Origin of the sequence: Streptomyces sp. XD-27, assembly GCF_030553055.1 — a bacterium.
In the GTDB taxonomy this organism is placed as follows: domain Bacteria; phylum Actinomycetota; class Actinomycetes; order Streptomycetales; family Streptomycetaceae; genus Streptomyces.
In genome coordinates this window covers 2,532,108-2,552,938 of record NZ_CP130713.1, presented here as the reverse complement: position 1 = coordinate 2,552,938, position 20,831 = coordinate 2,532,108, and the positions used below count along the sequence as shown (strand labels likewise).

Annotated in this window: 18 protein-coding genes and 1 pseudogene; 9 read left to right on the top strand and 10 right to left on the bottom strand. The window is 70.9% G+C overall.

The features are described 5' to 3' along the window. Window positions 1–8 precede the first annotated feature (8 nt). Complete coding sequence (locus Q3Y56_RS11200) at window positions 9–1,298, top strand: citrate synthase (protein ID WP_304461806.1); 1,290 nt, start codon at window positions 9–11, stop codon at window positions 1,296–1,298. A 497-nt stretch (window positions 1,299–1,795) separates the two neighbouring features. Here the strand turns inward: Q3Y56_RS11200 and Q3Y56_RS11195 are convergent, their stop codons facing one another. Both Q3Y56_RS11195 and Q3Y56_RS11190 read right to left on the bottom strand, forming a co-directional pair. Then, the gene (locus tag Q3Y56_RS11195) at window positions 1,796–2,026 is read right to left on the bottom strand and encodes a heavy-metal-associated domain-containing protein (RefSeq protein ID WP_304461805.1); all 231 of its coding nucleotides are present in this window, start codon (window positions 2,024–2,026) and stop codon (window positions 1,796–1,798) included. An 85-nt stretch (window positions 2,027–2,111) separates the two neighbouring features. Beyond that, complete coding sequence (locus tag Q3Y56_RS11190; RefSeq protein WP_304461804.1) at window positions 2,112–2,786, bottom strand: TetR/AcrR family transcriptional regulator; 675 nt, start codon at window positions 2,784–2,786, stop codon at window positions 2,112–2,114. Window positions 2,787–2,896: 110 nt separating this feature from the next. Here Q3Y56_RS11190 and Q3Y56_RS11185 point away from each other — a divergent pair, with 110 nt between their 5' ends. Then, window positions 2,897–5,245, top strand: a complete 2,349-nt coding sequence (locus tag Q3Y56_RS11185) for an MMPL family transporter (RefSeq protein ID WP_304461803.1) — start codon at window positions 2,897–2,899, stop codon at window positions 5,243–5,245. A gap of 40 nt (window positions 5,246–5,285) precedes the next feature. On the opposite strand, the gene Q3Y56_RS11180 is transcribed toward Q3Y56_RS11185, so the two are convergent. The 7 genes and pseudogenes from Q3Y56_RS11180 to Q3Y56_RS11150 all read right to left on the bottom strand — a co-directional run bounded on the left by Q3Y56_RS11180 (window position 5,286) and on the right by Q3Y56_RS11150 (window position 12,049). After that, window positions 5,286–5,483 (bottom strand): AlpA family transcriptional regulator, encoded by a 198-nt coding sequence (locus Q3Y56_RS11180; protein ID WP_304461802.1) that lies wholly within the window; start codon window positions 5,481–5,483, stop codon window positions 5,286–5,288. A 266-nt stretch (window positions 5,484–5,749) separates the two neighbouring features. Beyond that, on the bottom strand, window positions 5,750–6,802 hold the full coding sequence (locus Q3Y56_RS11175; RefSeq protein WP_304461801.1) for a Gfo/Idh/MocA family oxidoreductase: 1,053 nt from the start codon (window positions 6,800–6,802) through the stop codon (window positions 5,750–5,752). A gap of 63 nt (window positions 6,803–6,865) precedes the next feature. Beyond that, window positions 6,866–7,885 (bottom strand): Gfo/Idh/MocA family protein, encoded by a 1,020-nt coding sequence (locus Q3Y56_RS11170; protein ID WP_304461800.1) that lies wholly within the window; start codon window positions 7,883–7,885, stop codon window positions 6,866–6,868. Window positions 7,886–7,960: 75 nt separating this feature from the next. Further along, complete coding sequence (locus Q3Y56_RS11165) at window positions 7,961–8,881, bottom strand: sugar phosphate isomerase/epimerase (RefSeq protein ID WP_304461799.1); 921 nt, start codon at window positions 8,879–8,881, stop codon at window positions 7,961–7,963. Between the two features lie 116 nt (window positions 8,882–8,997). Continuing rightward, a complete protein-coding gene (locus Q3Y56_RS11160; protein WP_304465551.1) occupies window positions 8,998–9,867 on the bottom strand; it encodes an ATP-binding cassette domain-containing protein in 870 nt (289 codons plus the stop codon). Between the two features lie 71 nt (window positions 9,868–9,938). Beyond that, complete coding sequence (locus Q3Y56_RS11155; RefSeq protein ID WP_304461798.1) at window positions 9,939–11,012, bottom strand: ABC transporter permease; 1,074 nt, start codon at window positions 11,010–11,012, stop codon at window positions 9,939–9,941. Window positions 11,013–11,019: 7 nt separating this feature from the next. Continuing rightward, a pseudogene (locus Q3Y56_RS11150) lies at window positions 11,020–12,049 on the bottom strand (substrate-binding domain-containing protein). Window positions 12,050–12,354: 305 nt separating this feature from the next. On the opposite strand from Q3Y56_RS11150, the gene iolC reads away from it, so the two are divergent. From iolC to Q3Y56_RS11115, 7 genes are all read left to right on the top strand, one after another. Further along, entirely contained in the window at window positions 12,355–13,314 is a 960-nt protein-coding gene (gene iolC, locus Q3Y56_RS11145; protein WP_304461797.1) for a 5-dehydro-2-deoxygluconokinase, read from the top strand. A 192-nt stretch (window positions 13,315–13,506) separates the two neighbouring features. Continuing rightward, window positions 13,507–14,385 (top strand): deoxyribose-phosphate aldolase, encoded by an 879-nt coding sequence (locus Q3Y56_RS11140; protein WP_304461796.1) that lies wholly within the window; start codon window positions 13,507–13,509, stop codon window positions 14,383–14,385. A gap of 28 nt (window positions 14,386–14,413) precedes the next feature. After that, complete coding sequence (gene iolB, locus Q3Y56_RS11135; protein ID WP_304461795.1) at window positions 14,414–15,379, top strand: 5-deoxy-glucuronate isomerase; 966 nt, start codon at window positions 14,414–14,416, stop codon at window positions 15,377–15,379. Then, window positions 15,376–17,253 carry a 3D-(3,5/4)-trihydroxycyclohexane-1,2-dione acylhydrolase (decyclizing) gene (iolD, locus tag Q3Y56_RS11130; protein WP_304461794.1) on the top strand — a complete coding sequence of 626 codons (1,878 nt, stop codon included), beginning with the start codon at window positions 15,376–15,378 and terminating at the stop codon, window positions 17,251–17,253. Before iolB ends, iolD begins: the two co-directional genes overlap by 4 nt. 51 nt (window positions 17,254–17,304) lie before the next feature. Next, window positions 17,305–18,798, top strand: coding sequence for a CoA-acylating methylmalonate-semialdehyde dehydrogenase (locus Q3Y56_RS11125; protein WP_304461793.1), 1,494 nt, complete (start codon window positions 17,305–17,307; stop codon window positions 18,796–18,798). Between the two features lie 316 nt (window positions 18,799–19,114). Next, window positions 19,115–19,321 carry a DUF397 domain-containing protein gene (locus Q3Y56_RS11120; protein ID WP_304461792.1) on the top strand — a complete coding sequence of 69 codons (207 nt, stop codon included), beginning with the start codon at window positions 19,115–19,117 and terminating at the stop codon, window positions 19,319–19,321. A gap of 303 nt (window positions 19,322–19,624) precedes the next feature. Beyond that, window positions 19,625–20,053, top strand: a complete 429-nt coding sequence (locus Q3Y56_RS11115) for a VOC family protein (protein ID WP_304461791.1) — start codon at window positions 19,625–19,627, stop codon at window positions 20,051–20,053. A 97-nt stretch (window positions 20,054–20,150) separates the two neighbouring features. Here the strand turns inward: Q3Y56_RS11115 and Q3Y56_RS11110 are convergent, their stop codons facing one another. Then, entirely contained in the window at window positions 20,151–20,801 is a 651-nt protein-coding gene (locus tag Q3Y56_RS11110; protein ID WP_304461790.1) for an HAD family phosphatase, read from the bottom strand. Between the last annotated feature and the right edge of the window lie 30 nt (window positions 20,802–20,831).

The window sequence follows — 20,831 nt, the reverse complement described above, 5'->3', positions numbered from 1 at the left end:
GGGATGACGTGAGTGACAACTCTGTAGTACTGCGGTACGGGGACGGCGAATACACCTACCCGGTGGTCGACAGCACTGTCGGCGACAAGGGCTTCGATATCAGCAAGCTCCGCGCTCAGACCGGTCTGGTGACCCTGGACTCGGGATACGGCAACACCGCAGCGTATAAATCCGCGATCACCTACCTCGACGGCGAGCAGGGCATTCTGCGCTACCGCGGCTATCCGATCGAGCAGCTCGCCGAGCGCAGCACCTTCCTGGAGACGGCGTTCCTGCTGATCAACGGCGAGCTGCCGACGGTCGACCAGCTCTCGACGTTCCGCGAAGAGATCACGACGCACACGCTGCTGCACGAGGACGTGAAGCGGTTCTACGACGGCTTCCCGCGTGACGCCCACCCGATGGCGATGCTGTCCTCCGTGGTCAGCGCCCTGTCGACGTTCTACCAGGACAGCCACAACCCGTTCGACGAGAAGCAGCGCCACCTGTCGACGGTCCGGCTGCTCGCCAAGCTCCCGACCATCGCGGCGTACGCGTACAAGAAGTCGGTCGGCCACCCGATCGTCTACCCGCGCAACGACCTGGGGTACGTGGAGAACTTCCTCCGCATGACCTTCTCGGTGCCCGCCGCGGAGTACAACCTGGACCCGGTCGTGGTCAGCGCGCTGGACAAGCTGCTGATTCTGCACGCCGACCACGAGCAGAACTGTTCGACCTCGACCGTCCGCCTGGTCGGTTCCTCGCAGGCGAACATGTTCGCGTCCATCTCGGCCGGGATCAGCGCCCTGTGGGGTCCCCTGCACGGCGGCGCCAACCAGAGCGTGCTGGAGATGCTGGAGCGCATCAAGGCCGAGGGCAGCGACGTCGACTCCTTCATCCGCAAGGTGAAGAACAAGGAAGACGGCGTGAAGCTCATGGGCTTCGGGCACCGCGTCTACAAGAACTTCGACCCCCGGGCGAAGATCATCAAGTCGGCGGCGCACGATGTCCTCTCGGCCCTCGGCAAGAGCGACGAGCTGCTCGACATCGCGCTCAAGCTGGAGGAGCACGCGCTCGCCGACGACTACTTCGTGGAGCGCAAGCTCTACCCGAACGTCGACTTCTACACCGGCCTGATCTACCGGGCGATGGGCTTCCCGACGGAGATGTTCACGGTGCTGTTCGCGCTCGGCCGGCTTCCGGGCTGGATCGCCCAGTGGCACGAGATGATCAAGGAGCCGGGCTCCCGCATCGGCCGCCCGCGCCAGATCTACACGGGCGTCGTCGAGCGCGACTTCGTTCCGGTCGAGCAGCGCTGACGCGCTCTTCGCGACACAGTGCCCTGCGCGTAGAGAAGCGCCCCGCTGTCGATCCCTGAGCCCCCGCGGTAGTGGGGGAGGGTCGTAGCGGGGCGCACACATGTAGAGAAGCGCCCCGCTGCCGATCCCCCCACGGGTCGGAGCGGGGCGCTCCCCGTTCCCGGTTCGGATTCCCCCCACGGGATCCGGCCGGGTGTTCACTGGCCCGTGCTGGTCCACGGGCGCGACCTGCCGGGACGCGTACGTACGGGAGGGCCGCTCAAAGCTCCCCGGGTACGTCGCCCCGGCCACGCGTAGCCGGAACCGTCCCCCAAGACGGCCCAACCGCAGAGTTAGACTCCCGACCCCCCTCAAGGGTTACGTTCGGTTGTATGTGATCTGCGTCTCTTGCCATATCGGCACGTAAAAGGGCAAGAGCCTCGATCTGAAGATCGAGGCTCTTGTGTATGGGTGTTGTGCGGCTTATGGGGACTTGGTGAATCTCTGTGGAGGGCGCGTCAGGCCCGGCCGACGAGTTCGTACCCCGCCTCGTCGACCGCCGCGCGCACGGCCTCGTCGTCCAGCGGTGCGGCGGAGACGACGGTGACCTGCCCGGTGGCGGCGACGGCCTTGACGGAGTCGACCCCGGTGATGGTGGAGATCTCCTCGGAGACCGCGCCCTCGCAGTGGCCGCAGGTCATGCCGGTGATCTGGTACACGGTGGTCACGGAACCCGCCTCGGTGGTCATGGCACTCTCCCGTATGTCTGGGTATGGGGCGACGTGCTGGAGTCCACGGATCCCGCGGTGCTCCAACACGGGCAACTCTATACCCCTAGGGGGTATTCCGCGACGGCAGGGCGCGGCCCTCGGTGCCGATCACGGGGGCCAGGTAGCGATACAGGGAAGCCTTGAGCTCGGTGATGTACGCCTGCCGCTCCGCGCCCTCGTGTGACAGCACGAGTTCCAGTCCCGCCTTGAACAGGGCGAAGGTCATCGTGGCCGTGCGGGTGCGCTGGTCCGCGTCCAGGTCGGGGTGGTAGGCGGCGAGCAGTTCCTCGACCCGGGTGAGCAGCGAGGCGTGCAGGGCGTCGTGTTCCTCCACGAACTTCCCCGGCACGTCGGAGCTGTGGATGAGGGCCAGGAACGCGGGGTTCTGGCAGTTGAACGCGATCATCGGGTCGAGGGCGGCGTCCAGCATCTCGTCGAGCGGGAGCGCGGCCTTCTCCACCGTCAGCACCTGTCCGTGGGTCTCCCGCATCTGGTGGAACAGGCGCTCGCCCAGCTCGATGGCGATGGCTTCCTTGTTCGGGAAGTACTGGTACAGCGTGCCGGGGGAGACTCCGGCCTCGCGGGCGATGGCGTTGGTGCTCGCCGCGGTGTAGCCGGAGCGGCAGAACACCTCCGCGGCGGCGCCGAGCAGCTGCTGTATGCGGCGCTCGCCGCGCGCCTGTCTGCGGCGCGGCCTGGCTGTCGTGGCCGCGGTGTCCTCGTCGGTCGTCACGCTCATCCCCAGCTTTCTGAACGGCATTGACAAACGCGAGTGGTTACTCGCATTCTGATGAAACGCGAGCGGTCGCTCGTGTTTCTGAGTCTAGGTGACCAGGGGGGACATCCAGCATGCCCGATGTCAGCCATCCGGACGGCCCGCCCGAGGGGCGGGCCGCGAGTGGGATCGGAGGCTGGACCCGCGCCGTCACCGCGCGGCCCCGGCTGACCCTGTTGCTCGCGCTGCTCTTCACTGCCCTGGCGGTGGCGGCCGGCCGCGGGGTCGCGGACCGCATGGGCAGCGGAGGCTGGGAAGATCCCGCCTCCCAGTCCTCGTATGCCGCCGAGGCGTTGGAGAAGCACTTCCCGGCCTCCCAGCCCAACCTGATCCTGCTGGTGGACAGCGGGAGGGCGACGGTCGACGAGCCACGCGTCGCCGCCGAGGCCCGCGCCCTCGCCGAGCGGCTCTCCCACGAGAAGTCGGTCACGGGCGTCACCTCCTATTGGGAAACCCGGTCTCCCGCCCTTCGCGCCGCCGACCGGAGCGAGGCGATGATCGCCGCGCGCATCCAGGGTGACGAGGGCGCGGCCGGCGACGTGCTGGACCGCATCGCACCGGAATACCGCGGCACGCACGGACCGGTGAAGGTGTCGATCGGCGGCCCCGTCGCCGTCCGGCACGAGCTCCAGACCACCATTCAAGAAGACCTGCTGCGGGCCGAGCTGATCGCCCTGCCTGTCACCCTGGTGCTGCTCGTCATGGTCTTCGGCAGCGCGATCGCGGCGCTGCTCCCCCTCGGCGTCGGCATCGTCGCCATCCTGGGGACCAACGCCGTGCTGCGCGGGCTCACCGAGTTCACCGACGTGTCGGTGTTCGCGCAGAACCTCACGACCGCCCTCGGTCTCGGACTGGCCATCGACTACGCCCTGTTCATCGTGCGCCGCTTCCGTGAGGAGCTGAGCGCGGGCGGCGATCCGCTGCCCGCGGTGGCCACCACGCTGCGCACCGCCGGCCGGACGGTGCTCTTCTCCGCGCTGACCGTCGCCGTCTCCCTGGCCGCGATGCTCGTCTTCCCGCAGTACTTCCTGCGCTCCTTCGCCTACGCGGGCATCGCGGTGGTGGTGATCGCCGCGGCCGCCGCGCTGATCGTGCTGCCCGCCTCGCTCGTCCTGCTCGGCGACCGGGTCAACGCGCTGGATCTGCGCCGGCTCCTGAGGCGCCGCGCCGCGACCGACGGCGTGGGCCCGGCGCCGGGAGCGGGCTGGGGGAGAGCCGCGCGCCTGGTGATGCGGCGGGCCCCGCTCTTCGCCGTCGCCACCGCAGCCGGACTCGTGGTGCTCGGACTGCCCTTCCTACGTGTGGAGTTCGGCACGGCCGACGACCGGCAGCTGCCGGCGGGCGCGGAGTCCCATGTGGTGCAGCAGCACATCCGGGAGGACTTCCCCGGCGGGCCCGGCGGGGCGATCGAGATCCTCGCCGAGGGCCGACTGGAACGGCCCCGGCTGGCCGAGTACAGCAGCAGGGTCTCCGCACTGCCCGGCGTGCTGCGGGTGGACGGCCCGACGGGCAGCTATGCCGCGGGCGAGCGGGTCCGGGAGCCCGGACCGGCGGAGGCGGCGCGTGCCGCCGACGGCGCGGCCTACGTCACCGTGCTGCCCAAGGGCGAGGCGGTGGACGCCGCCAGCCAGGACCTGGTGCGGGACATCAGAGCCGAGAGCCCCGGCTTCAGAACGTCGGTCGGCGGCACCGCCGCCGTGCTGGTGGACACCAAGGAGTCCATAGCCGACCGTTTGCCGTGGGCCCTCGGCATCATCGCCGTGGTCACCCTGCTGCTGGTCTTCCTGCTCACCGGGAGCCTGCTGATACCTGTTCAGGCGGTGCTGCTCAACGCGCTCAGCCTCACCGCGATGTTCGGGGCCGTGGTGTGGGTGTTCCAGGACGGCCACCTCTCCGGACCGCTCGACTTCACCGTCACCGGGGAGATCGAGACCACGCTGCCGGTGCTCATGTTCTGCGTGGCCTTCGGGCTGTCGATGGACTACGGGGTGTTCCTGCTCTCCCGGATCAAGGAGGAGTACGACCGCACCGGCGACCACCAGGCGGCGGTGGAGTTCGGACTGCGGCGCACGGGCGGGCTCATCACCGCGGCGGCGCTGATTCTCGCCGTCGTCATGGTGGCGATCGGCACCTCCCGGGTCACCAACACCAAGATGCTGGGGCTGGGCATCGCGCTGGCCGTGCTGATGGACGCGATGGTGGTGCGAAGTCTGCTGGTCCCCTCGGTGATGCGGCTGACCGGGCGGGCGACCTGGTGGGCGCCGGGTCCGCTGCGGCGGCTGCACGCCAGGATCGGGCTGAGCGAGGGCGGCGAGCCGGCAGGGCAGGGCCCCGCCGCGACGGGAGACATGGAAGGGCCCCGCTCCTCCGGGGCCGGGGAGGAGCGGGAGCCGGTGGGCGCCGGACGCCCGCCACGTCCTTGACGGGCCGCGCGCGGCAAAGGCACCGCACGCGGCGGGTACGTCACTCGCGGCGGGACCGGTTGCCGGGTCTGCTCGCCACCCAGGTCCGGATGGTGTCCGCGGACCAGTAGGGCTTGCCGCCCTCCACGAGTTCGGGGGGCGGCAGGTGTCCGTGCTTGCGATAGGACCGTACGGTGTCCGGCTGCACACCGATGTGGGCGGCGATCTCCTTGTACGACCAAAGCCTCCGGTCGGTCATCGTTCGAACCTTCCCGCAGACGGCGCAGCGACGGCCCTGCGGAGCCGTCGGGAGAACTGCGGCGCGACCGCTGTTGATCACTCAGCCTGTGCCCCGATAACGACAGGCTGTTACCAGACGACGGCGCCTGTCGCTCGCTTGTGACCGAAGACATGGGTAAGCGTGACGTCCGTGACGGCGGAGTGACGTGGGTGACGGCCGGGTGACGGTCCGTTATGGCAGGCCGATGGTGGAGGAAGGGGGCGGTCGTGAAGGGACCGGGCAGGTCAGCGCTTGAGCTTGGCCATCTGGTCGGCTATCTCGGCGAGTCGCACCGGGCGGTGCTCCAGCCGGGACAGTTCACAGGCCTCGGCCACCAGCAGCGCGTTCAGGGCCTGCCGGCCCGAGCAGGGGTTGGGGGCATCGCCGCGCGCCGCGGCCACGAACGCCGCCAGCTCGGCCCGGTACGCGCCCTCGAAGCGCTCCAGGAAGCCGGTCCAGGGACGGGCGGGGCCGACGGGACCCCCGGGCTCGGCGGAGGTGAAGGGGGTGCGGTCGTCCAGCCCGACCACGAATTGGTCGCGCTCGCCGGACAGTTCCATGCGCACGTCGTACCCGGCGCCGTTGTAGCGGGTGGCGGTCGCGCTGACCAGGGTGCCGTCGTCCAGGGTCAGCAGCGCCGCGGCCGTGTCCACGTCGCCCGCCTCGCGGAAGAAGGCGGCGCCGCCGTTCGCGCCGGTCGCGAAGACCTCCACGACCTCACGGTCGGTCAGCCACCGCACCGCGTCGAAGTCGTGCACCAGGCAGTCCCGGATCAGGCCGCCGGAGTGCGGCAGGAACTCCGGCGGCGGGGGAGCGGGGTCCGAGGTGATCGCCCGGATCGTGTGCAGCCGCCCCAGACGGCCGTCCCGCAGCGCCTGGCGGGCCGCCAGGTAACCGACGTCGAAGCGGCGCTGAAAGCCCATCTGGAGCAGGGTTCCCGCCGCCTCGACCTCGTCGAGCGCCCGCATCGTGCCCGCCAGGTCCAGCGCGATGGGCTTCTCGCAGTATGCGGGCAGCCCGGCGCGCGCCGCACGGGCGATCAGGTCGGCGTGCGACGCGGTGGCGGTGGCGATCACCACGGCGTCCACCCCCGCCGTGAACACGGCGTCCACCGACTCCGCGGCGGTGGCGCGGGCACCGCCGCGCCCCTCGTGCCGCTCGTCGATCCGGGCGGCGAGTTGCGCGGCCCGGCCGCCGTCCGCGTCGCCGACCACCAGGTGGTCGACCCCGGCCGTCTCCGCGAGCGCGGCGGCGTGGAAGGAACCGATCCGGCCCGCCCCGAGAAATCCGATACGCATGTCACTTCCCGTCAGTCGCAGGTGGTGGGGGAGTCGTCGCTGGGGGCTGGAGGGCCGCGCCCGTCAGCGGTAGAGGGCCGGGCGGTCGATGAGCTCCACGGCCACCCGCTCCCCGGTGGCCTGGGCGCGCACGCCCGCCTCGCAGACGGCCGCCGCGGCGTAGCCGTCCCATGCGCTGGGGCCCTCGACCGTGCCGCGCCGGGTGGCGTCCACCCAGGCCTGCACCTGCCGGTCGTACGCCTCCTCGAAGCGGGCCACGAAGTCCTGGGCGATCTCCCCGCCCCAGGTGCCCGCGCGGTTGACCAGCATGCCGTGGGCGTCGCCGACGCGGGCGGTGCCGCGTTCGCAGACCGCCTCGGCCTGCACCTGGTAGCCGAAGCCGCAGGTGGCGAAGATCTCCACATCCACCAGCGCGCCGCCGTCGGTCTCGAAGAGCACCAGTTGCGGGTCGCCGATTCCCTCGGGGGCGTGGGCGGTGGGGCGCGGGCGCAGCACCGTCACGGCCGTGATCTCCTGCTCCAGCAGCCAGCGGGACTGGTCCATCTCGTGCACCACGGAGTCGTTGATGAGCATCGGCTCGGTGAAGAACGAGGGCACCGAGGCGTTGCGGTGGCGGCAGTGCAGCATCAGCGGGCGGCCCAGCTCGCCACCGGCCAGCAGCGCCTTGAGCCGGACGAACTCGGGGTCGTACCGGCGCATGAAGCCCACCTGGACCCGTCGGTGGCCCAGCCGCTGCTCGGCCTCCAGCACCCGCAGCGCGGAGGCCGCGTCCGGGGTGAGCGGCTTCTCGCAGAGCACCGGCAGATCGTGCCGGAACGCCTCCAGCAGCGCCGCCTCGTGAGCCGGTCCCGGGCTGGCGATCAGTACGGCGTCCACGTCGGGGGCGGCCATGGCGGCGGCCGGGTCGGTGTAGGGCGTACAGCCGTCGATGCCCTCCGCGACCGCCTTCACGCGTTCCGCGTCGATGTCCACCACCGCGGCGACCCGCGCCCCGCTGGTCACCGCGTCGATACGGCGTACGTGGTCGGCGCCCATCCGGCCGGTGCCGATGACGGCCACGCCGAGTGCTCCGTGCTTGGTCATGCTGTTCCTCAAGAAGTCGTTGCGACGGTGGTTTTCAGGACGGTCCAGGTGTCCGGGCTGTCCGGCCGGCGCTTCCTAGGCGCCGCAGCCGCGCAGGAAGCGCCGGGTGCGCTGGGCGATCGGGAACGGCCGGTCGGGCGGGCAGGGGTACATGTCCTGTTCCACGATGGCGAACAGGTCGACGTCCAGCTTCTGGGCGGCGGCCAGTACCGGCTCCAGCGCGGGCACCCCCGTGGGCGGCTCGCACATCACGCCCCGCTGGACCGCGGGCCCGAACGGCACCTCGTTCTTGACGACGTCGGCCAGGATCTCCGGGTCGACCTGCTTCAGGTGCAGATAGCCGATCCGGCTGCCGTAGGTCTCGATGAGCTTGACGCTGTCACCGCCGCAGTAGGCGTAGTGGCCGGTGTCCAGGCAGAGCCGGACCAGCCCCGGGTCGGTGGCGTCGAGAAAGCGGGCGACGTTCTCCTCGGTGTCGATGTGGGTGTCGGCGTGCGGATGCACGACGATGTCGAGTCCGAAGCGCTCACGTACCTCGCGGCCCAGCCGTTCCATGCCGGTGGCCAGGTGGCGCCACTGCTCGGCGGTCAGCCGCGGGCTCTCGATCAGCTCGGCGGTCTTGTCGTCGCGCCAGAACGAGGGGATGACGACGAGGTGCCGGGCACCCATGGCGCGCGTCAGCTCGGCGACCTCAGAGACATGGGCCCAGGTCGCGTCCCAGACGGCGGGGCCGCGGTGCAGCGCCGTGAAGACGGTGCCGGCGGAGACGGACAGCCCGCGCCGCGCGGTCTCCTCGGTGAGCCGCGCCGGGTCGGTCGGCAGATAGCCGTACGGGCCGAGCTCGATCCACTCGTAGCCCGCCTCGGCGACCTCGTCGAGGAAGCGCTGCCAGGGGACCTGCTGGGGGTCGTCGGGGAACCACACCCCCCAGGAGTCGGGGGCCGACCCGACCCGGATGCGGTCCAGGGAGGGGACGGGGGAGGTGGCGGCAGTCATGGAACGGGGCTCCTCTCGCCGTTGCGTGCGGCAGCGGTCGTCAGGATAGGTCCAGTTTGGGACATAACGGTTGGCGGGCGGGGTGGGGCGCCGAGGCGGGGCTGAGGGGCGCGGGGTCAGGAGGCGGGGGCCTCGACGGATTCCGGAAGCTCGTCGACGTCGACTCCGCGCACCTGCGCCAGTTCGTGCTTGAGGGCGGCCAGCTCGGCGCCGCCCGCCATGTGGTTGGTGAGCTCTTCCAGGGTGACGTCCGCGCGGGCGGCGTTCAGCTCCAGCGCGCCGAGCCGGAGCACGGAGAAGTGGTCGCCCACCATGTAGGCGTGGTGCGGGTTGTGGGTGATGAAGATGACCCCGAGGCCCTTCTCGCGGGCGGCCGCGATGTACTTGAGGACGACACCGGACTGCTTCACGCCCAGGGCCGCGGTCGGCTCGTCCAGGATCAGCACCCGGGCGCCGAAGTGCACGGCGCGCGCGATGGCCACGGACTGCCGCTGCCCGCCGGAGAGGGTTCCGATGGGCTGGTCCAGGTCGGCGAGGTGGATGCCCATCGCGGTCAGTTCCTCGTCGGTGGTCCGCTTCATCCGGGCGATGTCCAGACGGCGTACCGGCCACGGGCCGCGGGTCAGCTCCGAGCCGAGGAAGAAGTTCCGCCACACCGGCATCAGCGGGACGGTGGCCAGATCCTGGTAGACGGTGGCGATGCCGCGGGCCAGCGCGTCGCGCGGGTTGGCCAGCCTCACCGGCGCGCCGTCGACGAGGAACTCCCCCTCGTCGTGCGGATGCAGCCCCGAGATGATCTTGATGAGGGTGGACTTGCCGGCGCCGTTGTCGCCCAGGACGCAGGTCACCTGACCCGGCCGGACGGCCAGGTCGATGCCGCGCAGGGCGCGGACGTTGCCGTACAGCTTGCCGACGCCCTTGAGCTCGACGATGGGCGCGGCGCCCTGGTCCGCCGCCGCGGCCGCTGTCCGGCCGTCCTGCCGGATGTCGGTCCGGACGCCGGTCCGGGCGTCCTCCGGGGTCTCCTCCGGGGTCTCCTTCGTGGTCGTCACAGTGATCACCTCCTGGTGGCCTGGCGGCGCACCCACAGATTGACGAGTGTCGCGACGAGCAGCATCACGCCGAGGAAGAACTTGAACCAGTCGGGGTTCCAGTTGGCGTAGACGATGCCCTGGTTGACCATGCCGAAGATGAAGGCGCCGACGACCGCGCCGGCCGCCGAGCCGTAGCCGCCGGTGAGCAGGCATCCGCCGATCACCGCGGCGATGATGTACAGGAACTCGTTGCCGACGCCCTCGCTGGCCTGCACGGCGTTGTACTCGAACAGCAGATGCATACCGACGAACCAGGCGGCGAAACCCACGGTCATGAACAGCGTGATCTTGGTGAAGGTCACGGGGACGCCGACGGCCCGCGCGCTCTCCTTCGAGCCGCCGACGGCGAAGATCCAGTTGCCGTAGCGGGTGCGCAGCAGCACCCAGGTGGCCAGGGCCGCGAAGGCCAGCCACCACAGCACGGTGACCTTGAGGTCCACCCCGCCGATCCCGATCTCGGCGGAGAAGACCTGCTTGGCCTGGTCGAAGCCGTCCATGTCGCTGATGTTGTCGGTGCCGACGTTGCCCGTGAGCATCTTGGTGACGGCCAGGTTCAGGCCCTGGAGCATCAGGAAGCTGGCGAGCGTCACCAAGAAGCTCGGCAGGCCGGTCTTCACCAGCAGGATGCCGTTGATCGCGCCGACTGCCAGCGAGACGAGCAGGGCGACGCCCACGCCCACCCAGACGTTGGTGGTGAGCTGGAAGCTGAACATGCTCGCGGTCAGCGCGGAGCTGGTGACCGCGACGCCGGCCGACAGGTCGAACTCGCCGCCGATCATCAGCAGGGAGACGGCCAGCGCCATGATGCCCATCGTGGACGCCTGGTACAGGACCGTGGCGAAGGAGTCCGCCTGCCGGAACGACGGCGCGACCGCGAAGAAGAAGAAATAGACGGCGACGGCGGCGACCAGCGCGCCGATCTCGGGGCGCGCCAGCACTCTGCGCAGCAGCGCGTGGTCGGCCGCGGCGACCGGCCGCTTGGAGGAGGCGGGGGCGGCCGGCGGGGTGGCGGCCGCCGGAGTGGCTGTCTGCGTCATGGGCGGCTCACCTCGTGCCCTTGGTGGCGAACTTCTCGATCTCGGCGACGTTGTCCTTGTCGACGAAGGCGGGGCCGGTCAGGACAGGTTCCTCGCCGCCACCGCTGAAGTTGCCGTTCTGCTTGTACAGCCACATGGCGTCCAGTGCCAGGTAGCCCTGGAGGAAGGGCTGCTGGTCGACGGCGACCTCCACGTCGCCGCTCTTGACCGCGGCGATCAGTTCCTTGTTGAGGTCGAAGGTGGCGACCTTGGCGTCGCCGCCGGAGTCGTCGGCGGACTGGACGGCCGTCAGTGCGAAGGGGGCGCCGAGGGTGACGACATGGTCGATCCCGGAGTCCTGCTTGAGCTTGGCGGTGATCGTGGACTTCACCGAGGGCATGTCGGTGCCGTTGACGTAGAGGGTGTCGGTCCTGCCGTCGAAGGTCTTCTTCATGCCACGGCACCGGGCCTCCAGGCCGACGTTGCCCTGCTCGTGGATGACGCAGATGGTGTGCTTCGCGCCGAGCTTGTCGAGCCGCTCGCCGAGCGCCTCGCCGGCGATCTCCTCGTCCTGCCCGAAGAACTCCAGCAGGCCCTGGCCCTTCCAGTCCCCGAGCCCGGAGTTGAGTCCCGCCACGGGGATCCCGGCCTTGCGGGCCTTGGCCAGCGCGCCCTTCATGGCGTCCGGCTTGGCCAGGGTGACCACGATGCCGTCGACGTCCTGGTCGACCGCGTTCTGCACCAGGTTGGCCTGGTTGGCGCCGTTGGGGTCGCTGGAGTACACCAGCTCGATGTTGTCCTTGGCGGCGGCGGCCTTGGCGCCCTTGCGCACGACGTCCCAGAAGGTGTCGCCGGGGCCGCGTGGGTGATCAGCGCGACCTTCATCCGGGGGTGTTCGCCTTGCCGGCGGAGAAGTCGTCCGCGGCTCCCTGGGCCTTCTTGCCGCCTTGGCTGCTGCAGCCCGCCGCGAGCAGCAGGCCGGCGGCGGCGGTCGCGGCGACGGCGGCCGCTCTGTGATGTCTGTTGATCCTGTGGTGTCTGTTGATCCTGAGGTCCATCGGTCCTGCACCTCTCAGATGTGACTGGCCTGTTTCGTCAGATGTCACTGGCCTGACTCGGCCGTTGCTGACCGGGAGCCAACTCCCTGGGGCGGTGGGCTGTCAAGACTTTGTCATGACAACAGTTCATCCGGACGTAACAACGCGATAACGCGGTCAGGGGTCATCGGGTCCGGACGTCAGAATGTAATGACAAATGCTTGACAGTGGGTGTCCGTGGGTCTAGATCTGGTGGGCGTCCAGCACGGAGGAGCGCGCATCCCGTACGGAGGAGCGGGCACCCAGAACGGAACGAAGGGGCAGGCATGAGCGAGCCGTACGACGAGGCGTACGACCTGATCACCATGGGTCGGATCGGGGTGGACATCTATCCGCTCCAGACCGGCGTCCCGCTGCCTCAGGTCGAGACGTTCGGGAAGTTCCTCGGCGGTTCGGCGACCAACGTCGCCGTGGCCGCCGCCCGCCTGGGCCGCCGCACAGCGGTGATCACCCGTACCGGGGCGGACCCCTTCGGCGACTATCTCCACCAGGCGCTGCGCGGGTTCGGCGTGGACGACCGCTGGGTGACCCCGGTGCCGGAGTACCCCACCCCGGTCACCTTCTGCGAGATCTTCCCGCCCGACGACTTCCCCCTCTACTTCTACCGCCGACCGGCGCCCGACCTGGAGATCCGCGGCGACGAGCTCGACCTCCGAGCGATCCGCGCCGCCCGGATCTTCTGGATGACGGGTACGGGGCTGTGCGAGGAGCCCAGCCGGGGGGCGACGCTGGACGCTCTCGCGGCGCGCGCGAAAGCGGGCACCACCGTCTTCGACCTCGACTGGCGCCCCATGTTCTGGGCCGACCCCGCCCAGGCGCGCCCGTACTACGCCCAGGCGCTGCGGCACGCCACCGTAGCCGTCGGCAACGTCGACGAATGCGAGATCGCCACCGGCGCACGGGAGCCCGCGGCCTGCGCCGAGGCGCTGCTCGACGCGGGCGTCGAACTCGCCGTCGTCAAGCAAGGGCCCAAGGGCGTGCTCGCCGTCCACCGCGACGGCACCACCGCCGAGGTCCCGCCCGTGCCCGTCGACGTCGTCAACGGACTCGGCGCGGGCGACTCCTTCGGCGGTGCCCTGTGCCACGGACTGCTGTCGGGCTGGGATCTGGAGCGCGTCATGCGCTACGCCAACGCGGCCGGCGCCATCGTCGCCTCCCGCCTGGCCTGCTCCTCCGCGATGCCCACCGCCGCCGAGGTCGAGGAGCTTCTCGCGGACCACCGCTGACCCGCACGGCTCCGACCCCCACCGACCCCCCGGACTTCGATCCCCGGACCCGAACCCGGATTCCGGATCCCGGAGACCGGATCTCGATTCCGCACCCGGATCCCGGATCCCGGATCCCTGATCCCGATTCCGGCCCCGTTCCCGGAACCCGCGGTCCCATGGATCCGACGACATCGCGAATGCGAGGACCCCTTGAGCATCAGCATCTCCGACCTCGTCACGGTGCGCGCCCGGCACCCCGAGGCCATCGCCGAGGCCGCCGCCCGCCGGGCCAGACGCCCTCTCATCGGCGACAGCGGGCGGCTGATGATCGTCGCCGCCGACCACCCCGCGCGCGGCGCGCTCGCCGTCGGGGACCGCGGACTGGCCATGGCCAACCGGTTCGACCTGCTGGAACGGCTGTGCCGCGCGCTCTCCCGGCCCGGCGTCGACGGCGTCCTCGCCACCGCCGACATCCTGGAGGACCTGCTGCTGCTCGGCGCCCTCGACGACAAGGTCGTCGTCGGCTCCATGAACCGCGGCGGTCTCGCCGGAGCCGCCTTCGAACTCGACGACCGCTTCACCGGCCACCGCCCCCAGGACCTCACCCGGCTCCGCTTCGACGCGGGCAAGCTGCTGCTGCGCATCGACTACCAGGACCCGGGCTCGCTCACGACCCTGGAGGCCGCCGCCCGCGCCATCGACGAGATGGCCGCACACCGGCTGCCCGTCTTCGTCGAGCCGTTCATCTCCCGCCGGGTCGGCGGCAAGGTCACGAACGACCTGAGCGCCCAGGCCGTCACCCACTCCATCGCCATCGCGTCCGGACTGGGCGGCACCTCCGCATACACCTGGCTGAAGGTGCCGGTCACCGACGACCCCGACGCGATGGCGGCCGTGATGGAGACCTCCACCCTGCCCGCGGTGCTCCTCGGCGGCGACTCCGGCGCCGACCAGGACGAGGTGTACGAGAAGTGGCGCAAGGCGCTGCGGCTGCCCACCGTCCAGGGCCTCGTCGTCGGGCGCTCGCTGCTCTACCCGGCGCAAGGCACCGTCGAGAACGCCGTCGACACCGCCGTCGGCCTGCTCTGAGAGAACCGGACCAGGGAAGACTCACGCCATGACCTCAAGCACCACGAAGAGCACCACGAAGCCCACCCAGAGCACCCCGAAGCCCACCGCGCAATCGAACGCCGACTTCCATCTGCCGGCGGGCAAGGCGGCCGCCGGCCCGTACGCCGTGGACATCGACCCGGAGCGGGCCGGCTGGGGCTACTCGTCGCTGCGCGTCCTGGAGCTCCCGCCCGGCGGCACGCACGCCTTCGCCACCGGCGACAGCGAGTGGATCGTGCTGCCGCTCAGCGGCGGTTGCACCGTCGCCGCCGACGGCGAGACCTTCGACCTGCACGGCCGCGCCGACGTCTTCAGCGGTGTCACCGACTTCGCGTACCTGCCGCGCGACACCGAGGCGGCGATCACCAGCACCGCGGGCGGCCGCTTCGCCCTGACCGGCGCCCGGTGCGAGCGGCGGCTGCCCGCCCGGTACGGACCGGCCTCCGCCGTCCCCGTCGAGCTGCGCGGCGCCGGCACCTGCTCCCGCCAGGTCAACAACTTCGGCGCGGTGGGGGCCTTCGAATGCGACAGGCTCATCGCCGTCGAGGTCCTCACCCCCGGCGGCAACTGGTCCTCCTACCCGCCGCACAAGCACGACGAGTGCCGACCGGGCGAGGAGAGCGAGCTGGAGGAGATCTACTACTTCGAGATCGCCGAGGCCCACGGCACCGAGGGCGTCGGCTACCAGCGCGTCTCCCCGTCCGGCCGGGGCAGGGGCACCGACGTCCTCGCCGAGGTCCGCACCGGCGACACCGTCCTCATCCCCGACGGCTGGCACGGCCCGTCCATCGCCGCCCCCGGCCACACCATGTACTACCTCAACGTCATGGCCGGACCGGCGGCGGAACGCGCCTGGCTGATCTGCGACCACCCCGAACACGCCTGGATCCGCGCCACCTGGCCCGACCAGCCCGTGGACCCCCGACTGCCCCTCTACGAAGCCCCCACCGCCCCTTCCGGAGACGCCCGATGACGACTCGACGGCTCACCGTCGCCCAGGCCCTGGTCGAGTTCCTGGGCCACCAGTACACCGAGCGTGACGGCCGGCGCCACCGCCTGATCACCGCCTGCTGGGGCATCTTCGGCCACGGCAACGTCGCGGGACTCGGCCAGGCCCTGCTGGAGTCGGGCCCGGACACCCTGCCGTACCTCCAGGGCCGCAACGAACAGGCCATGGTGCACGCGGCCGTCGGCTACGCCCGCCAGCGCGACCGGCTCTCCGCGCAGGCCGTCACCACCTCCATCGGCCCCGGCGCCACCAACCTCGTCACCGGTGCCGCGCTCGCCACCATCAACCACCTGCCCGTCCTGCTGCTGCCCGGCGACACCTTCGCCACCCGCCCCGCCGACCCGGTCCTCCAGCAGCTCGAAGTGCCGTACGCGGGCGATGTCTCCGTCAACGACGCGCTGCGCCCGGTCTCCCGCTACTTCGACCGCGTCGTACGGCCCGAAGCGCTCATCCCCGCCGCGCTCCAGGCGATGCGCGTCCTGGCCGACCCGGTCGACACCGGCGCCGTCACCCTCGCCCTCCCGCAGGACGTCCAGGCCGAAGCCTTCGACTGGCCCGAGGAGTTCTTCGCCGACCGCGTCTGGCACGTACGCCGCCCGGCCCCCGACACCGCCGCGCTCGCCCACGCCGTCCACGAGATCCGCGCCGCCCACCGGCCCCTGATCGTCGCGGGCGGCGGCATCCACCACAGCGAGGCGGAGGAGGCGCTGCACGCGCTCGTCGACACCACCGGCATGCCCGTCGCCTCCACCCAGGCCGGCAAGGGCTCGCTGCGCCACGACCACCCGGCCGACGTCGGCGGCATCGGCCACACCGGCACCGCCGTCGCCGACGACCTCGCCCGCACCGCCGACCTGGTCATCGGCGTCGGCACCCGCTACACCGACTTCACCACCGCCTCCAACACCCTCTTCGCCGAGCCCGGCGTCCGCTTCGTCAACCTCAACATCGCCGCCTTCGACGCGCACAAGCTCAGCGCCACCGCCCTGGTCGCCGACGCCCGGGCCGGGCTCGAAGCCCTCACCCAGGCGCTGGCCGGGCACCGGGTCGCGGAGTCGTACGAGGCGGAGTACCGGGCGGGCAAGGAGCGTTGGGAGCGCCTCGTGGACGCCGCGTACGCCGCCGAGGACGCGACCGTACGCCCCAGCCAGACCCAGGTGCTCGGCGCGCTGGACGCCGTCGTCGGCGACGCCGACATCGTCATCAACGCCGCCGGCTCCCTCCCCGGCGACCTGCACAAGCTGTGGCGCGCCCGGTCCCGGCGGCAGTACCACCTGGAATACGGCTACTCCTGCATGGGATACGAGATCCCGGCCGCGATCGGCGCCCGGCTCGCCGCCCCCGACCGCCCGGTGTGGGCGCTGGTCGGCGACGGTACGTACCTGATGATGCCGACCGAGATCGTCACCGCGGTCCAGGAGGGCGTCAACATCAACGTCGTCCTCGTCCAGAACCACGGCTACGCCTCCATCGGCGGCCTCTCGGAGCAGACTGGAGGCGAGCGCTTCGGCACCGCCTACCGCTTCCGCGCCGCCGACGGGACCTACACCGGCGACCCGCTGCCGGTGGATCTCGCGGCCAACGCGGCCAGCCTGGGCATGGAGGTCATCCGAGCGGAGTCGGTGGCCGGACTGCGCGAGGCCCTGGCCGCCGCACGCGCCTCCGACCGCCCCACGTGTGTCTATGTGGAGACCGAAACGGCCGACACAGTGCCGGGCGCGCCCGGCGCCCAGGCGTGGTGGGATGTGCCCGTCGCCCAGACCGCCACCCGCCCCGCCGCCGTCCAGGCCCGCAAGGACTACGACCGGCAGGCCGCCGGCCGCCGCCGCCACCTGTAGCGCCCCGCGCGCACCCGGCCCCTTCCCGGACTTCTCAGAAAGGTCCCGCATATGAAGACCGTCAACCACTGGATCGGCGGCAAGGCCGTCGAGGGCGCGTCCGGCACCTTCGGCCCGGTCTACGACCCGGCGACCGGCGCCCAGGACACCCGCGTGGCGCTCGCCTCCGTCGAGGAGGTCGACGCCGCCGTCGCCGCCGCCAAGGAGGCGCACCGCACCTGGGGCAGGACCTCCCTGGCCAGGCGCACCGCGATCCTGTACCGGTACCGCGAACTGCTGCACGCCCGCCGCGACGACATCGCCGCGCTGATCACCGCCGAGCACGGCAAGGTGCACTCCGACGCGCTCGGCGAGGTCGCCCGCGGTCTGGAGATCGTGGAGCTGGCCTGCGGCATCCCGCACAAGCTGAAGGGCGAGCTGTCCACGGAGGTCTCCACCGGCGTCGACGTCGCCTCGATCCGCCAGCCGCTGGGCGTCGTCGCGGGCATCACCCCGTTCAACTTCCCGGCCATGGTGCCGCTGTGGATGTTCCCCGTCGCGCTCGCCTGCGGCAACACCTTCGTACTCAAGCCGAGCGAGAAGGACCCGTCCGCGTCCTTCCTGCTCGCCGAGCTGGCCGCCGAGGCGGGCGTCCCGGACGGCGTCCTCAACGTCGTCAACGGCGACAAGGTGGCCGTGGACCGCCTCCTGGAGCACCCGGACGTGGCGGCCGTCAGCTTCGTCGGCTCGACCCCCATCGCGAAGTACATCCAGTCCAAGGCGGTCGAGCACGGCAAGCGCGTACAGGCCCTGGGCGGCGCCAAGAACCACATGCTGGTGCTCCCCGACGCCGACCTGGACGTGGCCGCGGACAACGCCATCAACGCCGCCTACGGATCGGCGGGCGAGCGCTGCATGGCCGTCTCCGTCGTCGTCGCCGTCGGCGACATCGGCGACGACCTGGTGAAGAAGATCGCCGACCGCGCCGCCCGGCTGCGCATCGGCCCCGGCACCGACCCGTCCTCCGAGATGGGCCCGCTCATCACCCGCGAGCACCGCGACAAGGTCGCGGGTTACGTGCACGGCGCGGCGGCCCAGGGCGCCGAGGTCGTCGTGGACGGCACCGGCTACACGGTGGCGGGCCACGAGAACGGCTTCTTCATCGGTGTCTCCCTGCTCGACAAGGTCCCGGTGACCGCCGACGCCTACCGCGACGAGATCTTCGGCCCGGTCCTGTGCGTCGTCCGCGCCGAGACGTACGACGAGGCCATCGAGCTGATCAACAGCTCCCAGTGGGGCAACGGCACCGCCATCTTCACCCGCGACGGCGGCGCGGCCCGCCGCTTCCAGATGGAGGTCGAAGCGGGCATGGTCGGCGTCAACGTCCCCATCCCGGTCCCCGTCGGCTACCACTCCTTCGGCGGCTGGAAGGACTCCCTCTTCGGCGACCACCACATCTACGGCAACGACGGCGTGCACTTCTACACCCGCGGCAAGGTCGTCACCACCCGCTGGCCGGACCCGAGCGAGAGCGGCATCAACCTGGGCTTCCCCAGCAACCACTGAGTCGCCGCCTCCTCAGCCCTTGGGCGGGCTCGAAATCGAGCCCGCCCAAGGGAGGGCCGGTAGCGTCGATCGCGACCGTGTCCGTCGAGCCGGTCCATCGACGGCTCAGGGGAGGGGAGTTGGGCATTGCGCGTGCTCGCCGGAGCGACCGGTATGCGCAGGCTCTTCGGCGCCGAAGTGCGGGCCTGTCCGGGGCGGGTGGCGGCGGCCGCCCTGGCCTGCGCCGTCACCGGCGCGGGAGTGGGTGCCTGCACGCGATCTGATCGCCCGGATACAGCGCGAGCTGTAGCAGCAGGAGACAGAGAGGCAGCGAGGGATGTGCCCCCCGGAACATGAGAGCGCGGCTTGGCGGAAGAGCAGCTACAGCGGGCAGGGGGGCAACTGCCTGGAAGTTGCCGACAACTTCCGTGACGTCGTCCCCGTCCGCGACAGTAAGGACCCGCACGGCCCGGCACTGGTCTTCTCGGCCGGCAGCTGGTCGTCGTTCGTCGCAGCCGTCAAGCGTGGGGAGTTCCCTGCTTGAGCCGTCCGTCGGCATCCTGCATCCGGACGGATGGGACGGTCCCCGTGATCACGGGGACCGTCGTCATATCGGCGGGTTGTGCGCTTGGCGCATGGCCGCTCTGGACACCCCCAGCCAGGTCGGCCTAAGGTCGGTCAGGTGACTGCCGGGTCGGCCATGGGCCATACACGAGTGAGGTTCCCGGCCTCGGCGTGAGCGCGAGGCGGGTGAGAGGCCCGCCCCCTTCTCCGCGTCTTTGCTCCCGGCGCCCGCGTGCGGCGCGCCCCACCCAGCGGATTCCGAAGACCCGGAGACACCTCACTTATGCCACACGACCAGCAGTACGCGCACGAATCCGAGCTGCCGACGACCGCCGTCCAGCTCAACCACACCGCCGTCTACGCCCGCGACCGGCACCTGTCGGCCGAGTTCATCGCCGCGATCCTGGGGTTGGAGGTCGGCGCTCCGTTCGGGCCGTTCGTGCCCGTCGACCTCGGCAACGGCGTGACGCTCGACTACTACGAGATGAGGGACGAGCCGATCCAGTCGCAGCACTACGCGTTCCTTGTGCCCGACGCGCAGTTCGACGCGATGATCGGCCGTCTGGAGGCAGTCGGGGTCACCTATTACGCCGACCCCAGCCACACCGAACCCGGCCGGATCAACCGTCTGTTCGGTGGCCGCGGGGCGTACTTCGACGACCCGGACGGCCACAACATGGAGATCATGACCCGGCCCTACGTCCGCCCCTGACGGGCCGACCTGCCCGGCGAGGCCTCCTCGCCGAGTCGCTCTCCGACGTCGTGGCCTGGGGCAACCCCGGGCCACGACGTGGACGGGAGGGCAGCGGTCACTGTTCGGTGAGGAGGGTCGGCAGTTTGCGCATGTCGTGGAAGACGACGGTGTCGGTGCCTTCGAGCCGCTCCGCGGGGGTCAGTCCGCCGGCGTAGCCGAAGGCCCGCATGCCTGCGGCGCGGGCGGCCTGGATGCCGGGTCGGCTGTCCTCGACCACCACACAGGCCGCGGGATCGACACCCATGCGCTTCGCGGCGTGCAGGAACAGGTCCGGGGCGGGCTTGCCGCGGGCGACCTCGGTGGCGCTGTAGATGCGGCCTGCGAAGCGTTCGTACAGGCCGGTGCGGCCCAGGGTGTGGCGCATCTTCTCATGGGAGCCGCTGGAGGCGACGCAGGTCGGCAGGGTGATCGCGTCGAGTGCCTCGGGCAGGCCGTCGACGGGGGACAACTCGGCGTCCACGGCCTCGCGGTGGAGCTGTTCGAACCGCTCCGACCAGATCGCGGCCGCCTCAGGGCCCAGCTGGGCGGCGACTTGCTCGCCGATGGACGCGCTGGAGCGTCCGATGAACCGGTCGATGACCTGGCCCTCGGTCAGCGGCCAGCCCAGTTCCGCGCCCAAGGCGACCTGGACGCGCACAGCGATGCGTTCACTGTCGACCAGCACTCCGTCGCAGTCGAATATCACGAGTTCGATCGGCTTGATCACCCCCGCAGCATAGGCGCATGCCCCGTCACG

Coding starts and splice junctions, on each gene's coding strand:
- Q3Y56_RS11185 (WP_304461803.1), top strand. CDS start 2,897: ATGCCCGATGTCAGCCATCCGGACGGCCCGCCCGAGGGGCGGGCCGCG.
- Q3Y56_RS11165 (WP_304461799.1), bottom strand. CDS start 8,881: ATGACTGCCGCCACCTCCCCCGTCCCCTCCCTGGACCGCATCCGGGTC.
- Q3Y56_RS11170 (WP_304461800.1), bottom strand. CDS start 7,885: ATGACCAAGCACGGAGCACTCGGCGTGGCCGTCATCGGCACCGGCCGG.
- iolC (WP_304461797.1), top strand. CDS start 12,355: ATGAGCGAGCCGTACGACGAGGCGTACGACCTGATCACCATGGGTCGG.
- Q3Y56_RS11115 (WP_304461791.1), top strand. CDS start 19,625: ATGCCACACGACCAGCAGTACGCGCACGAATCCGAGCTGCCGACGACC.
- iolB (WP_304461795.1), top strand. CDS start 14,414: ATGACCTCAAGCACCACGAAGAGCACCACGAAGCCCACCCAGAGCACC.
- Q3Y56_RS11190 (WP_304461804.1), bottom strand. CDS start 2,786: ATGAGCGTGACGACCGACGAGGACACCGCGGCCACGACAGCCAGGCCG.
- Q3Y56_RS11180 (WP_304461802.1), bottom strand. CDS start 5,483: ATGACCGACCGGAGGCTTTGGTCGTACAAGGAGATCGCCGCCCACATC.
- Q3Y56_RS11120 (WP_304461792.1), top strand. CDS start 19,115: ATGTGCCCCCCGGAACATGAGAGCGCGGCTTGGCGGAAGAGCAGCTAC.
- Q3Y56_RS11175 (WP_304461801.1), bottom strand. CDS start 6,802: ATGCGTATCGGATTTCTCGGGGCGGGCCGGATCGGTTCCTTCCACGCC.
- Q3Y56_RS11155 (WP_304461798.1), bottom strand. CDS start 11,012: ATGACGCAGACAGCCACTCCGGCGGCCGCCACCCCGCCGGCCGCCCCC.
- iolD (WP_304461794.1), top strand. CDS start 15,376: ATGACGACTCGACGGCTCACCGTCGCCCAGGCCCTGGTCGAGTTCCTG.
- Q3Y56_RS11125 (WP_304461793.1), top strand. CDS start 17,305: ATGAAGACCGTCAACCACTGGATCGGCGGCAAGGCCGTCGAGGGCGCG.
- Q3Y56_RS11195 (WP_304461805.1), bottom strand. CDS start 2,026: ATGACCACCGAGGCGGGTTCCGTGACCACCGTGTACCAGATCACCGGC.